At 49.3% G+C, this 15,515-nt stretch carries 10 protein-coding genes; 8 read left to right on the top strand and 2 right to left on the bottom strand.

Going from position 1 to position 15,515, the window contains the following annotated elements; translation table 11 throughout:
* Positions 1-193 precede the first annotated feature (193 nt).
* Entirely contained in the window at positions 194-2,437 is a 2,244-nt protein-coding gene (locus ACN0T0_RS13940; RefSeq protein ID WP_417227073.1) for an ATP-binding protein, read from the top strand.
* Positions 2,438-2,466: 29 nt separating this feature from the next.
* Complete coding sequence (locus tag ACN0T0_RS13935; protein WP_417227071.1) at positions 2,467-3,843, top strand: sigma-54-dependent transcriptional regulator; 1,377 nt, start codon at positions 2,467-2,469, stop codon at positions 3,841-3,843.
* A gap of 81 nt (positions 3,844-3,924) precedes the next feature.
* Here ACN0T0_RS13935 and ACN0T0_RS13930 read toward each other — a convergent pair whose 3' ends face one another.
* Positions 3,925-5,520, bottom strand: coding sequence for a methyl-accepting chemotaxis protein (locus ACN0T0_RS13930; protein ID WP_417227069.1), 1,596 nt, complete (start codon positions 5,518-5,520; stop codon positions 3,925-3,927).
* Positions 5,521-5,900: 380 nt separating this feature from the next.
* On the opposite strand from ACN0T0_RS13930, the gene ACN0T0_RS13925 reads away from it, so the two are divergent.
* From ACN0T0_RS13925 to ACN0T0_RS13910, 4 genes are all read left to right on the top strand, one after another.
* A complete protein-coding gene (locus ACN0T0_RS13925) occupies positions 5,901-6,884 on the top strand; it encodes a TRAP transporter substrate-binding protein (protein ID WP_417227067.1) in 984 nt (327 codons plus the stop codon).
* A 225-nt stretch (positions 6,885-7,109) separates the two neighbouring features.
* Complete coding sequence (locus ACN0T0_RS13920; protein ID WP_417227065.1) at positions 7,110-7,697, top strand: TRAP transporter small permease; 588 nt, start codon at positions 7,110-7,112, stop codon at positions 7,695-7,697.
* On the top strand, positions 7,694-9,091 hold the full coding sequence (locus ACN0T0_RS13915) for a TRAP transporter large permease (protein ID WP_417227063.1): 1,398 nt from the start codon (positions 7,694-7,696) through the stop codon (positions 9,089-9,091). The genes ACN0T0_RS13920 and ACN0T0_RS13915 overlap by 4 nt, the downstream gene beginning before the upstream one ends.
* Before the next feature lie 186 nt (positions 9,092-9,277).
* Complete coding sequence (locus ACN0T0_RS13910; RefSeq protein ID WP_417227061.1) at positions 9,278-9,796, top strand: hypothetical protein; 519 nt, start codon at positions 9,278-9,280, stop codon at positions 9,794-9,796.
* 15 nt (positions 9,797-9,811) lie between these two features.
* Here the strand turns inward: ACN0T0_RS13910 and ilvA are convergent, their stop codons facing one another.
* Entirely contained in the window at positions 9,812-11,344 is a 1,533-nt protein-coding gene (gene ilvA, locus ACN0T0_RS13905) for a threonine ammonia-lyase, biosynthetic (protein ID WP_417227059.1), read from the bottom strand.
* A 156-nt stretch (positions 11,345-11,500) separates the two neighbouring features.
* Here ilvA and rpiA point away from each other — a divergent pair, with 156 nt between their 5' ends.
* Entirely contained in the window at positions 11,501-12,172 is a 672-nt protein-coding gene (rpiA, locus tag ACN0T0_RS13900) for a ribose-5-phosphate isomerase RpiA (protein WP_417227057.1), read from the top strand.
* A 431-nt stretch (positions 12,173-12,603) separates the two neighbouring features.
* Positions 12,604-15,501, top strand: a complete 2,898-nt coding sequence (locus ACN0T0_RS13895; protein WP_417227055.1) for a DUF748 domain-containing protein — start codon at positions 12,604-12,606, stop codon at positions 15,499-15,501.
* Positions 15,502-15,515 lie beyond the last annotated feature (14 nt).

Here is a 15,515-nt window from a genome sequence, read left to right as displayed (position 1 = left end):
ATTGCAAGATAAGCGGGTGGCAATAGTATTTCAAGCAATCAGCCAGCGGTTGATCAGCTTGTTCAGCTGTCTCTGGGTAATATTATCTTGTAAATATATTACAAGAATTGTTTTGATGGATCGCATTCTACTGCTTTTTAGCTTTATTTGTTAGTGTAAATGAATTTTTTGTAATTTAGTTACAGGAGGCGCGGTGACTAAAACACGGTTACGTCCGCTACTATTATTGTCATTGGTCGCCTTATTCATTGTGGTGATCTTTCAAACGATCTTAATTAGCCACAGTCGTGCAACCCATGATCTGCAACAAAGTGTTTCGGCGGATTTAAATCGTTATATCTTGAACCTACAGCAGGAGCTTGATCGGTATAAAGACTTGCCCAAATTATTGTCGTCGCATTCTGAGTTGGTGAATCTGTTATTACTCGATGGGAGTGAAGGTGTTTATCGCGCGAACCTTTATCTGCAAAAGGTAAACGATACAGTGGGCGCGTCAGACACGTATTTGATGGATACCAAGGGGACAACGCTTGCGGCCAGTAACTGGCAGAAAGAGCACACTTTTGTGGGCCGCAATTTTTCTTTCCGGCCCTATTTTCGAGACGCGATTAAGGGCCACCCAGGGCGTTATTTTGCACTGGGGACAACATCTAATAAACGCGGTTACTTTTTCTCATATCCGGTCGAGTATCGGGGCAATATTCTGGGTGTGATTGTGGTTAAGATCGATCTTAATGATATTGAGACCGATTGGAGCGACCCGATGACCGATATTGTTGTGACCGATGAAGATGGTGTCATCTTTATCAGTACCCGTTCCGAGTGGAAATTTCGCACCTTAAAGCCGTTGCCTCAGGTGGATCTACAGCGGATTGTTTCGAGTCTCCGCTATGGTGATCATGAGTTAACCTCGTTGCCGATTATCGAACGTAAAGTTCAGGGGGGCAGCGAGGTAGTGACGCTTCTCGAGGGGGACCGGATCAATAATCAGGCGCTTGATGGCGTCGAGACACGACAATATTTGCAGCAGACTCGCGCAGTGCCTGATGCGGGGTTTAATGTGTCTATTCTGGCGGACCTCAAACCCGTCGATCGACGGGTGCTGAGCAATGTTCTGCTCACCGGGTTTGTTTACAGTGCCTTAGTCTTTTTGGTGCTGCTGGTATTGGCGCGGCGGCGGATCTTGCAGGAACGGGCCCGCTTTAAGCGACAGCAAACACTGGCGTTAGAAAGTAGCGAGGCGAGAGTTCGTGCGATTATCGACAATACCCATGCGGGCCTGATCACGCTTGATGATCATGGGATTATTGAGTCGTTTAATCCGACCGCGGAAAAACTGTTCGGCTATCGTACCGATCTGATTGCGGGGGAGTATTTTAGCAAATTGATTAGCCAACCTGATCGGGCGGTGTGTTGGCAGCATATTTCACATCAGGAGAGTGATGCTTCGTCGGATGAGTTGATGGTCGAGGTGGCTTGTGTCAGAGCCGATGGTTCACAGTTTCCAGTAGAATTGATTATTGGCCGCATGAGCGACAGTAATGCCAGTCGCTTTGTTGTCACGATTCATGATATTACCGAACGAAAAGAGAATGAAGAGAAGTTGCGTCAGGCGCGAGATCAGTTAGAGCAGCGCGTGGGTGAACGTACTCAAGATCTGACTCGAGCGAATGCCCGTTTGCTGCAGGAGGTTGAAGAGCACAAACACACCCAGAATGAGTTGATTCAAACGGCTAAGTTGGCGGTGCTTGGGCAGATGTCTGCGGGTATTAATCACGAACTGAACCAGCCGCTAACCGCAATTCGAAGCTATGCCGATAATGCCTTATCGTTTTTGAAGTTGGGCAAAACTGATCCGGTTAACAGTAATCTTCAGGAGATCAGCGGTTTGACCGAGCGGATGTCAAAGATCATTGCGCCGCTGAAAGAGTTTTCGCGTAAGACCTCCGGTCAGCAGACGATGGTGAGTTTAAAGGCGGTGCGTGATGGAGCAATGTCTATTATGTATGGCCGACTGGATAAAGCGAATGTCAAAATTGAGTGGCCGGAGCGACTCGATCAGCAGTTTGTTTTAGGGGATATGCTGCGGCTTGAACAGGTGGTGGTTAACCTGATTAGTAATGCGCTGCAGGCGATGGAAGGCGGGGCTGAGAAATGGATCGAGATCAGCATTGCGCGTCAGGGGGAGCGTTTACTCATCGCTTTTCGGGATCATGGGCCGGGTATTCCAGCGTCTGAGCTAGGTAAAGTGTTTGAACCTTTCTATACCACCAAGAAAGCCGGTCAGGGATTGGGGCTGGGGCTGTCAATCTCCCATCGAATTATTGAATCGATGGGAGGGCAGTTAAATGTCAGTAATCACCCGCTCGGTGGTGCTGTGTTTACCATTAATTTGCCGGCAGCGGATGCGTCCGCTTCGGTCGTCGGGTTAGAATAATTAAAACTAGACAGGAAAACGAACCGCCGATGAATGCGAATACTCCGGTTGAGGTGCTACAGCCTCATCAGATTCTCCTGGTAGATGATGAAAAACATATCCGTTTGGCTGCAGGGCAAACCCTCGAGCTGGCCGGTTATGATGTCGTCACCGCCGACTGTGCCGAGAAAGCTCTGAGTCTGTTGGATCGGGATTGGCCCGGGGTGGTGGTGAGTGATATCAATATGCCGGGGATCGATGGCTTAGAGTTGATGCAGCGGATTATGAGCATCGACGCAGATCTGCCGGTTATTCTCATTACCGGGCATGGGGATATCTCGATGGCGGTGAGTGCCATGCGTGATGGCGCTTATGACTTTATAGAAAAGCCATTTTCATCTGAGCTATTAAATGATGTGGTGCGCCGAGCCGCGGAGAAACGTCGATTAACCCTAGAAAACCGCGTGCTGCGTAAGGCGCTGGAGCAGCAGGGTGGTATCGGCCCGCGGATTATCGGTAACTCGCCCGGCATCCAGCAGTTGCGCTCGATGATTCAACATATTGCCGATACCCCGGCAGATATTCTGATTCAGGCGGAAACCGGCTCCGGTAAAGATTTGGTGGCGCGTTATATCCATGAGCACAGCAACCGACGGGACAAAAATTTTGTTGCGATTAACTGCGGTGCGGTGCCAGAGCATCTAATCGAGAGTGAGTTGTTCGGCCATGAGAAAGGCGCCTTTACCGATGCCAAGAGCCGTCGTATCGGTAAGTTTGAGCACGCCAATGGCGGTACGCTGTTTCTCGATGAAATTGAGAGCATGCCGTTATCATTGCAGGTTAAGCTGCTGCGGGTGCTGGAAGAGCGGCAGATCGAGCGCTTGGGTTCTAATGAGTTGATTCCACTGGATATTCGTATTGTCGCCGCCACCAAGGTTGATCTGAAGGATTTGAGTGAACAGGGTGACTACCGGGCCGATCTTTATTATCGCCTTAATGTTGTCAGTCTTGAGATTCCGCCGCTACGAGAGCGGCGTGAGGATATTCCTATGTTGTTTCAACATTTTGCCTTGATTGCATCGGTTCAATATCAGAAAGAGGTGCCTCAATTAAGTGTTGATAAGCTCAGTGCGTTAGTGGCGCATCACTGGCCGGGTAATGTGCGGGAATTGCGCAATATTGCTGAGCGTTATGTGCTGCTTGGGCCCGCGTACAATTTTGCCGTGGGAGATGCGGGTGAGCGGATGTCGACCAAGCAGATGACCTTGCCGGAGCAGGTGGAGCGATTTGAAAAGCTGGTGTTGGAGGAGGAGTTGTCGCGCAATAATGGCTCGCTCAAACTGACTCAGGAAAAGTTAGGGTTACCGCGTAAGACGCTGTACGACAAAATGAAGAAATACGAGTTGAGTAAAGACGACTTCAAATAAGCGCTTTGCTCGGAGCCTAATAGTAAACGGCGGCCAATTGGCCGCCGTTTGCGTTCTGTGGTTACCCGAGAGGCAAGTCGTTTAGAGTTTAAACTGTCGAGCGCGCTTTTCGAGTTCATCGGCCAGAGTGTTGATCTGTGTTGAGATGGAAGATAGGCGCAGCACTCGTTCTTTTGCTTGCTCGCTACCAGCGTTGATTTCACTCACCGCGCCTTCGATCTCGAGTGTGGCGACACCGCTCTGTTTGACGGATTCGGAGATGCTGTGGTTAGTTTCGGCAATCGACTCCATCTCTTTTTGAATATTGAAGAGAACTTTTGAGGTTTCCTGTATCTCTTTAACATTCGATTCGGTTTCGATGCTCGCTTGCCCCATCACCTGAGCAGCCCCTTTCGCATTCTGCTGTAGCGAAGCAATAATATTATTGATCTCGATAGTGGCGTTCTGGCTGCGTAAGGAAAGGGTGCGAACCTCATCCGCAACGACGGCGAATCCTCGGCCCTGTTCGCCCGCTCGGGCGGCTTCAATGGCGGCATTGAGTGCCAATAGGTTGGTTTGTTCAGCGATATCTTGAATAACGCTTAATACCGCATCAATATTATAGCTTTGCTGTTCTAGCTGAACGATAACATCGGTGGCATGTTGGATCTCTTTTTGTAACGCTTCAATCTTCTTCACCGTCCCGGTGGTGATGTCGACCCCAGCACGGGTTTCCTGCAAGGCTTGGTCTGAGGCTTTAGTGGTGACGTCGGCGATGGCGGAAATATTTTGTGTCGCACCATCCATCGCTACCATGGCATTAGTGACGGCTTCGGCACGGCTGATCTGTTTTGCGGTGCCCGCGTTGGCCAGTTGAGAAACGTCGCAGACTTGCTGACTGCATTGGCCTAGCATATCAATCGAATGCACCACATGGCTGATACTGTCATGGAAGGTTCTAAGCATGCTGTTGAACGAGGCGGACATCTGGCCGATCTCGTCATTTGAGTTAATCTGTAGTTGCTGAGTGAGGTCGGAATTTTGTTCGATATCCCGGATAGTCTGGTTCATGTTGTTGATCGGTTTAAGCACGATCCGGTGAATCATCCAGCCAACCAGAAGGAGTGCGGCAATAAATAGTGCCAATTCGACTAGGGCAATATTACGAATATTGGTGAATATATGCTGATCAATCTTGTCGAAGCTATAGGTGACTCGCACTGCGCCGAGAATGGTGCCCTCTTCAACCGGGTGGCAGGTCAGGCAGTTGGTGCCTTTATAGTTTGAACTGGCGCGCATTGGGCGCACGACAGTCATTCGATGGCCTTGATCGTCATCCAATTCAATGGCGATCGCCTCGCCAGCCATGGCGCGTTTATCTAAGTCATCCTGAATATGTGAGTCTGGGGTGCCTTCACCGTACATAGATGCCACCGGCTCACCGCGAATAATACGCGCTTCGGTGAGTTCAGGATTGCTGAGAATTTTTGTTTGCAGTGTTTGTCGGTTGGCCATCGCGCCGCTGAGCATCATGATGTTGATGCTGTCAAAATAGGCGTCGGCGGTGTTTTGGGTGTTTTGCAGAGCAATATCGGAGGATAGATTCGTTTCGCTTTGATAGATAACAGATACTGATGTGATGAGCACGATTAAAAAAACAAATGCTAGGCTGAGGTTTACTTTTGTTTGAATCGCCATGTTTTATTATCCGGATGGTTATCGTCTCTGATTTGTTCCTAATATACCTTGCTGTGATGAGTGGAGCGACTGCCTATGTCAGCATTTTGAGTATTAAATTGAATCGTTATTGACGGTACCTTTTGTTAAATGAGTGGAAATCCACCCGTTAGTGTTCATTGTAACGGGTGAGAATCCATCCATTATGGCGGGTTCACCTGTATTGGTTAATGATGGTGTATTTTTTAAGCTACTGTTTTTTAGGGATTTAAAAAATAATTATTTGATTTTTACCCATTGGCCTGAAGTTTGCTTTTATCTAGTTGAGTTAATAACTGAGCGTGGGTTCTGCTGTTAGACCCGAAAAAGCGCCTGAATAATTACAAAACTGGAGAAGCAATATGCGTCTTTTATCTGCTGCCGTTACGGCAATGGCTCTTACCTTTGGTGCAACGTCTGCTATGGCTGCACCGATTGAAATTAAATTCTCACACGTCGTCGCTGAAAATACCCCAAAAGGCCAGATGGCCAACAAATTTGCAGAGCTGGTTGCCGAGCGTTTAGGCGGTAAGGTTGAAGTTAATGTCTTCCCAAGCTCACAGCTGTTTGGCGATAACAAAGTGCTCGAAGCGATGCTGCTAGGTGATGTGCAGATGGCAGCACCGGCGCTGTCTAAGTTCCAGAAATATACTAAAAGTTTGCAGCTGTTTGACCTGCCGTTCCTGTTTAAGGATATGGAAGCGGTAGAGCGTTTCCAGAAAGGGCCTGAAGGTCAAAAAATGCTGACCTCTCTGGAATCTAAAGGACTTGTTGGTCTGGGCTATTTGCACAATGGTATGAAGCAGTTGTCTGCCAGCAACCCAATTAAAGTCCCTGCTGATGTCGATGGTAAAAAATTCCGCATCATGACCTCTGATGTACTGCAGGCGCAGTTTGAAGCCGTTAATGCCGTACCGCTGAAAAAGCCTTTCTCAGAAGTGTTTACCCTGCTGCAAACGAAAGCCATTGATGGTCAGGAAAATACTTGGTCTAACATCTTTTCGAAGAAATTCTACGAAGTTCAGCCTTACATCACTGCATCTAATCACGGTTTGCTCGATTACATGGTGGTTACCTCTGCTGAGTTCTGGAATGGCTTAGATGCTGATGTCCGTTCTGAGCTGAAAACTGCATTGGATGAAGCGATTGCCTTTGGTAACAACATCGCGGCTGAAAAAGCTAATAGCGATCGTCAGGCGATCATTGATTCTAAACGCTCTGAAGTGCTGGAAATTACAGCCGCAGAACGCGCCTTGTGGGTAAGTGCTATGAAGCCAGTATGGGCTCAGTTTGCCGATGATATCGGTGCTGACCTGATTGAAGCGGCTGAAGCATCTAATCAGTAATCTGCATCACTGACCCTTAATGAGGGTCAGGTTCTTATGCTACGGCGGACACTATTCGCGCCGCCGTATCTCTCGATTGATTAAATACTGTCTGTGGGGTTACACAGGAGAGTCACGATGGCTCGGCGAGTCTTGCTGAATAGCTGCAAGGTTGTCCTGTGAAGCACACATACTGAAAAATTGCAGAGCGATATTCATTGTCTCTGCTGTTTTAAGGGGGCCGTTATGGTTCGTAATCTAGTCACACAACTGGAAGAAGCGTTTCTTTCCTTGCTGCTGGTAGCGATGACGCTGCTGGTGTTCGCCGAGGTTGTTATGCGCTTTGGCTTTAATTCCGGAATCCACTGGGCGCAAGAGCTGACGCTTTTGATGGCAGCCTGGTTTGTTCTCTATGGCGCATCTTACGGTGTCAAAGTCGGTTCACATATCGGCGTTGATGTGTTCGTTAAGCTATTGCCGACCAAAGCACAGCGGTTTTTTACGCTTTTGGCGATTGTGCTTTGCCTGATTTATTGTGGTCTGTTTCTGTACGGTTCATGGATCTATCTCAGCAAAATGAAGATGATCGGTATCGAACTGGAAGATATGCCGGTGCCGAAATGGCTGGCGATGAGTATTTTGGTGATCGGTTTTGTCATGCTGATCGTGCGCTTTTTACAGCTAGGCTGGAAGGTGGTCACGAAAGAGATCGATGGTTTTCACTTCAGTGATGAAGCTGAGGACAGCATGGAGATCGCTAAGGAGATTCAAGAACTCGAATCGAAAGCGGCGAGTGCCGATGCCGATACACGTAACAAGGAGACGCGGCCATGACTATTGCTGCATTATTTATCATCCTGTTTGCCTGTATGTTTATGGGCATGCCGATTGCGATAGCGCTGGGTCTGTCGAGTGTGGCAACGATCCTGATGTTTTCTAACGATTCATTAGCCTCTATTTCTTTGAAGTTGTTTGAAGCCACCTCGGAACATTACACCCTGTTGGCGATTCCGTTCTTCATTCTATCGTCTGCATTCCTCTCAACCGGGGGCGTGGCCAAGCGTCTAATCAACTTTGCGGTTGATAGTGTCGGGCATATTCGTGGCGGTCTGGCGATGGCGTCAGTACTGGCGTGTATGTTGTTCGCCGCGGTATCGGGCTCTTCACCGGCAACGGTGGCAGCGATTGGTACGATCGTTATTGCCGGCATGGTGCGTTCTGGTTATCCCGAATCGTTTGCTGCCGGTGTTATCGCCAATGCCGGTACGCTGGGTATTTTGATTCCGCCTTCCATCGTTATGTTGGTGTATGCGGCGGCTACTGAAGTGTCTGCATCACGGATGTTCATGGCCGGTTTTATTCCCGGGTTGATGATGGGTGGTATTCTGATGATCGCGATTTATATCGCGGCGCGGATTATGAAACTGCCAGCAGAACCGTTCCCCGGTGTTGCTAAACTGGGTAAATCCTTTCTGATTGCGCTGGGTGGGTTGATGTTGATCATCATCGTACTGGGTTCGATCTATGGTGGTATTGCCAGCCCTACTGAAGCTGCTGCGGTCGCCGCGGTGTATGCCTATATGGTGTCGGTGTTAGGTTATCGCGATATCGGTCCGATGAAAGGGGTTGCCTGGCGCAATGATGATGAATCCTTTGGTGCGGCTGCTATTCGGAATACTTTGCAGATGCTGTGGGCGATTCCAAAATCGGTTCGTCACCCAGAAGTGCGCAAAGTTTTGCTGGATGCCTCAAAAGTATCGCTGATGCTGCTGTTCATTATCGCTAATGCTATGTTGTTTGCGCATGTGTTGACCACTGAGCGGATTCCACACCATATCGCTGAAACGATTGTACAGTGGGGCTTACCTGCGTGGGGCTTCTTGATCGTGGTGAATATTCTGCTGTTGATCGCCGGTAACTTTATGGAGCCGTCTGCGATCTTGTTGATCATGGCACCTATTTTGTTCCCTATCGCCATGAAGCTGGGTATCGATCCCATCCACCTAGGTATCATCATGGTGGTGAATATGGAGATCGGGATGCTGACACCGCCGGTGGGGCTCAACCTGTTTGTTACGGCGGGTATCACCGGGAAGAATATGATCTGGGTGATCAAGGCTTGTCTGCCATGGTTATGCCTGCTACTGATGTTCTTGATGCTGATTACCTATGTGCCGCAGATATCACTGTTCCTACCGGAATATATTGATCATCTGAAAGGCTACTAAGTATGGCATGTTAATATCGCTGACTAACCGTAACGGTTAATGGGCTATCGGCTGTTGTTCCAGCGATTGGAGGAACAGCCAGTGAGGCCGCCGCTTCGTTATGAAGCGGCGGCCTTTTTTTATCGTCAGAAAACCTCGAATCAATTATAATCGCCAGCCTATTTATAAATTGCTAATGGTATCGCTGTGTTGGGTTATCTTGCTGTTGTATGGGGTCTTATCGGTATTACCTTTATTTTTGGTAACGCCATTGTTCGAATTGGAACCATAGGGATCGACACGTTCGCCTTTTCATTAAGCTGGTATCACTGGGCGGCATTGGTGATTAGTGTGTTGTTTATGGGGTTTGCCGAAGGCTATAAGGGTTTTCAGCGGGCTTATTCGCCTCGGGTGGCGGCACGGCTACTTTATCTGCGGGATAATGTAACACCGCTACGGTTGATTCTAGCACCGTTGTTTTGCATGGGTTTTTTTGACATTAGGCGTCAGCGGATGATTGTGACTTATTGCTTGTTGCTCGGCATTTTGGTGTTGATTCAACTGGTGCATATGTTGGATCAACCTTGGCGGGGTATTATTGACCTCGGTGTGGTGGTTGGTTTGAGCTGGGGGAGTGTTTCAATCGTGTTATTTGTGTTGAAAGCCTTTATGTCGAAGAGCTTTGATTATTCACCGGAAATGCCGGAATTAAAAAACGCACCCTAAGGTGCGTTTTTTGATTTAGCTCTGTAGGGATTGTCCCAGAAACAGTTTATAGGCGGGATTGTCAGTCTCTTCCCAATAGCTGTAGCCAATATCATCAAGAAAATCAGTCACCTGTGAGCGCTCATCGTCAGGCACCTGCATGCCGACTAATACCCGGCCATAGGCAGCACCGTGATTGCGATAATGAAACATCGAGATATTCCAGCGACCACCGAGTTTCTTCAGAAACTTCATTAAGGCACCGGGGCGTTCGGGAAACTCAAATCGATAGAGGATCTCGTTGGTCACCGAGGCGGGTGCGCGCCCACCGACCATATAACGGACATGTAGTTTTGCCATTTCGTTATCGGATAGATCAATAACTTTGTAGGCTTCCGACTTGAGTTCTCCAAGAAGCTCGGTGCGGGCGTCATGACCGGCTTGCAGCTGTACACCAACGAAGATTTGCGCATCGTTATCATCGGCATAACGGTAGTTAAACTCGGTGATATTGCGCTTACCCAGTGCGGCGCAGAACTCTTTAAAGCTGCCGGGCCGTTCAGGGATTTTAACCGCAATAATCGCTTCCCGGTTTTCACCGAGCTCAGAGCGTTCGGCGATATGGCGCAGACGGTCGAAGTTGACGTTGGCGCCACTGTCGATCGCGATTAGGGTTTCGCCTTTAGCTGATTCCCGCGCCACATATTTTTTGAGACCCGCAACCGCTAGTGCTCCAGCGGGTTCGGTGATAGAGCGTGTGTCTTCAAAGATATCCTTGATGGCCGCGCAGATCTCATCGGTATTGACGGTGATCACTTCATCGACAAACTGTTTGCACAGGTCGAAGGTATTTTCGCCTATTTGAGCCACGGCAACGCCGTCAGCAAAGATGCCCACTTGGGGCAGGATGACCCGTTCACCGGCCTCAAGCGCGGCTTTCAGGCAGGCTGAATCTTCAGATTCTACGCCGATGACTTTGGTCTCAGGGCGCAGGTATTTGATATACACCGCAATGCCGGCAATCAGGCCGCCGCCGCCAACGGGGACAAAGACCGCATCAATAGGGCCGCTTTCTTGGCGTAACAGCTCCATGGCGATAGTGCCCTGACCCGCGATTACATCTACATCATCATAGGGATGAACATAGGTTAGACCCTGTTCTTCAACCAGTTTGAATGAGTGCTTTGACGCTTCGTCAAAGGTTTCGCCGTGCAGAATAACTTTACCGCCCCGCGCCTTAACACTGTTGACCTTAATGTCTGGAGTGGTTTTGGGCATGACGATGGTGGCTTTAACGCCCAGGATTTTAGCGGACATCGCTAAACCCTGAGCGTGGTTACCCGCAGAGGCGGCAATGACGCCGCGCCGACGTTCTTCTTCTGTCAGCTGAGACATCTTGTTATAAGCGCCTCGCAATTTGAAGGAGAATACCGGTTGCAGGTCTTCTCGTTTTAGCAGGACTCGATTGCCGAGTCGATTACTGAGGCTCATCGCCTCGTCCAGTGGAGTTTCAATGGCTGCATCATAGACGCGGGCATCAAGAATTTTCTTTATATATCGGTGTGCCATGGGATGCTTTCAGTGTGTTGTTGCGGTCCGACAAGGGCGGCAGTGTGAATAAAGCATTAAATGGTAATCCTTGAGGCTGTTTTCGTCTATAAGATATCGCCTAATCTGCGTATAATATCTGCCAGTTATCGACATTTATACGGGGTTTCACACAATATGACACAGGATGAGATGAAGCTGGCGGTTGCCCAAGCAGCGGTTGCCTATATCCAGCCAAAACTGAGTCGTGACTCTATCGTTGGAGTTGGCACCGGTTCTACGGCTAACTTCTTTATCGATGAGCTGGCGAAGATTAAGCATCTGTTTGAGGCCGCTGTTGCCAGTTCTGAGGCCACCGCTGAACGCCTTCGAGGCCATGGTATCGACGTTTATGATATGAACTCCGTCGATCAGATGGAGGTGTATGTTGATGGTGCGGATGAGTTTGATGGTCGCTTGAATCTGATTAAAGGCGGCGGTGGAGCACTGACCCGGGAAAAAATCGTCGCCGATGTGGCCAAAGAATTTGTCTGTATTGTCGATGAGACCAAGAAGGTTGATCTGTTGGGTGCATTCCCTCTGCCAGTGGAAGTGATTCCGATGGCGCGTTCTCAGGTGGCTCGTCGGTTAGTGCAGCTCGATTGCATGCCGGTTTACCGAGATGGTTTTGTGACCGATAATGGCAATATTATTCTCGATCTGCATGGGCTTGAGATTGAACAGCCGCCAGCGCTGGAAGCGGAGATCAATAATATTGTTGGGGTTGTCACTAACGGCTTATTTGCGCGTCGTGGCGCCGATGTGGTGTTGATGGGTACGCCGGATGGGGTTGTGACCATTACCCATTAAATGACGGATAATAAAAAAGGCCTTCATCTCTGAAGGCCTTTTTTATATCTAACCGAAACGGCTCACAACGCTGTTACAACACATGGCTCCAGCCAATAATCGCTGGCATGCAGATCCATGCCAAAGCGCCAAGGTTGATCAAAATCCAGATTGAACCTGAGCTGTCACGGAAGTTTTCGTCATGGTTTGCCATGATTATTCACCCACCGTTATTGATAGAACTGTTATGAATCGTACTGCTGTGTGCCTAAAGACATCTTTTTTAAACGATTCGGGAGGCGATTCTACCAGCAAGGGGTAGGTCTGGGTAGTCATATCTTGGGCTTACATATTAAGTCGTATGTTGATGGACAGGTGGTGAGGTTGTTCTTCAATAGGTTACAAGCTGCTAATATCATACAGAACAGCATCGATAAACAGATGGGCCGGTTATGAGTATAAAAGGTTTTTTGCGTGGCAGTGTGATCGCTGTCCTAGTGGTTTTTTTGTTATTACATACCGCGCTTCAGGTGGGCAGAGATGTGGCTGTCCAGTGGCTGTTGGATCAGGGGGCGAGTGAAGCTAAGATCTACGGCTTATCAATCAACTGGTTTACTGGCAAGGTTAAGGTCTCTGGTGTAGAGGTGAAGACGCCTGGGGAGCCGGATTTACGACTAGATCAACTATGGGTGGATCTCGATTATGCGGCATTGCTGGAGCAGCGCATTTTAATCGATGACCTAACCCTTCAGGGGGTGGCGCTCTATCTTCATGAACAGGCGGATGCTGAGCCTCGGCAGTTTTCTTTGGGTCCGGTAGCGCTTCCCGGCACCTCCGCTGAATCTACAGGTGAAACATCAACTGAACCGTCCGCTTGGCAGTTTGGTTTGGCGCGGGTGAGAATCTCGGATTTCAATTGGCAATCAAAACTCAAGGAAGGCGAGCATCGACTACGTATCGATAGTGCGGCGTTAGATACTTTTTATACTTGGCAAGAGGAGGCTATCACCCACCTCTCTATTCAGGGAGCCATCAATGATGCGGTGTTTAATCTAGATACCGAAGGGCAGCCATTGCCGCAGACCAAGCGGTCTGAGCTACACCTGAAGCTTGAGCGTTTACCCGTCCACTCTTTTACGGCCCCTTTTGTGCCACAACTACAGGCAACCCTCTCGACCGATCTGACATTAACGATCGTTGCGGGTGAACAAATTAGTATTATTCAGCGGGGTGATATTCAGCTCGATAATTTTGCTTGGGAACAAGAGAATTTGGCTGTAAGTCAGCGTTCACTTACGTGGAAGGGCAATACTGATTTTACGATGAGCGGAGGCAATCCTGAGGCGGTAAAACTTGAGGGTGATTTGAATCTGGCTGATTTGGGGTTAACGGCCGACGGGATGCAGGTGAATTTGGCCGGCGGGCGTTGGCAGGGCAGCACGGATCTGAACTTTGTCGCCAATGGCCTCGACAAGGTAGCGGTAGCCGGTGAGTTAACGATGTCAGCGTTGGGTTTGACCCGTGATGGGCTACAGGTTGATTTGACGGCGGCTGATTGGCAAGGCAATACAGATGTGAACTTTACCGCCAGTAGCATCGACAAGATTGGGGTTAATGGCAAGCTGGCTATGTCGGCACTGGGTGTGTTGGGTGATGGCATGAATGTACAGCTGAGCAATGGCGGTTGGCAGGGAAACAGTACGGTGGCTTTTAATGGCTCAGGGGCTGACCGGGTGGATTTGGATGGGCAGCTGAGCGCCACTCAATTACTTTATCAGCAGCCACAACGGCTTGAAGCACAGGTGAAGTCGATCGATTGGCAGGGGGCGCTGTCACTGTTGTTACAACAGCAGCCTTTAGCCATTCAGGGTAAAAAAGGGCAACTGGCGCTGCAGGGTGTCGGGGTGAAAGCGCTGCAAGGAGATCAGGTGCTGGTGAATCTGGGGCAGGCTCAATTCAGTGATATAGGCCTGTCGTTGCCGCAAAAGATCACTTTAGGTGGGTTGAATGCAACCGGGCTTGAAGTGTCGCCGCAAGTGGATGACACCTTGGCTCAGTTAGATTTACAGGTTACCAATGTTGACTTTACCCTTGGAGAACGCCTAGGTATTACGCGACTTGAGGTACAAAATCTAAAGGTGAGAGAACAGTTGAGTGCTGAGAAACAGCCGCTCAGTGTGGCTCGCTTGCAGGCCGGTGTTGAGAGTCTCGCAGATAGTCATGACAGTCATGACAGTCATGACAGCCGTGCAACGGTGACTCCTGAGACGGCTGCAGAGCCCTCCTTACGAGTGCAGATTGATGAGTTGCTGGTGAGTGGTGACAGTCAGGTAATGTTTACGGATAACGGCACTCAACCTCCATTTAGTACTGCGATTGTGATAGATAAGGCTCGGGTGCAGGGGCTGGATAGCGGTAGCCAAACACCGGCGCAGTTCGAGTTGGCGCTGAAGTTAAATGATTTCACTACCTTTGATCTTAGCGGTGATACAGATATGGCTGGCGGTGGTGCAAATGCCAACTGGGAAGGCGCGCTGAAGCAGTTGGACCTACCCCGTTTAAGTCCATATAGCATCGAATACACTGGTTATTATTTGCAAAACGGTCAGTTGGCCCTGAAGAGCTCCGGTCAGTTGGATGGCGGTAAAATCACCGGTAAAAACGAGATTAAAATTCACCGACTGGGTGTTGAACCTGCCGATAAGCAGCAGATGGCTAAATTCAGTCAGCAGCTATCGATGCCTCTGGGGACGGCCATCTCGGTGTTACAGGACGGTGATGACAATATCGATCTTGATATCCCTATTAGTGGTTCACTTGATGACCCCGACTTTGGCTTGCAAAGTGTGGTCACGCGGTTAGCAGGCAAAGGGCTGAAGAAAGCTGCCTTTAGTATTCTGCTGAAATCCTTACAGCCTTATGGAACATTGATTAGTTTGGCTGCCGGTGCGGTTAACGAAGGTAACTTTATCAATCTAGACCCGGTCGTCTTTGCCCCGGGTAGTGTTGAGTTAGACGACTATGGACAGGGTTATCTGGCGAAGATTGAGGCGATGATGGCCGAGCGTAAAGGGATGCGTTTGAATATTTGTGGTCAGGCGGTGCAACAAGATCAAGTATTGATCCAAGCGGCGCTGGCAGAAGAGAATAGTAAGCGGAAAAAGCCGTTTACTCCGGAAGAGCTGACAGCACTGGAACAGCAACGGTTGGCGAGCTTAGCACAGCAGCGTTCTGACCGGGTAAAGCAGCAGCTGACCAGCACTATCGCTGGTGAGCGGTTGTTCAGCTGTTTCCCGGTGCCAGCACTGGATGATCCGCAGGCTAAGCCCGCTGCAACCCTCGGTCTTTAAGGGTTGCGCGAACT

It is taken from the genome of Amphritea sp. (assembly GCF_048266285.1).
Classification (GTDB): Bacteria; Pseudomonadota; Gammaproteobacteria; order Pseudomonadales; family Balneatricaceae; genus Amphritea.
The sequence above is the reverse complement of the archived record's forward strand: the minus strand, read 5'-3'. Positions and strand labels throughout refer to the sequence as shown.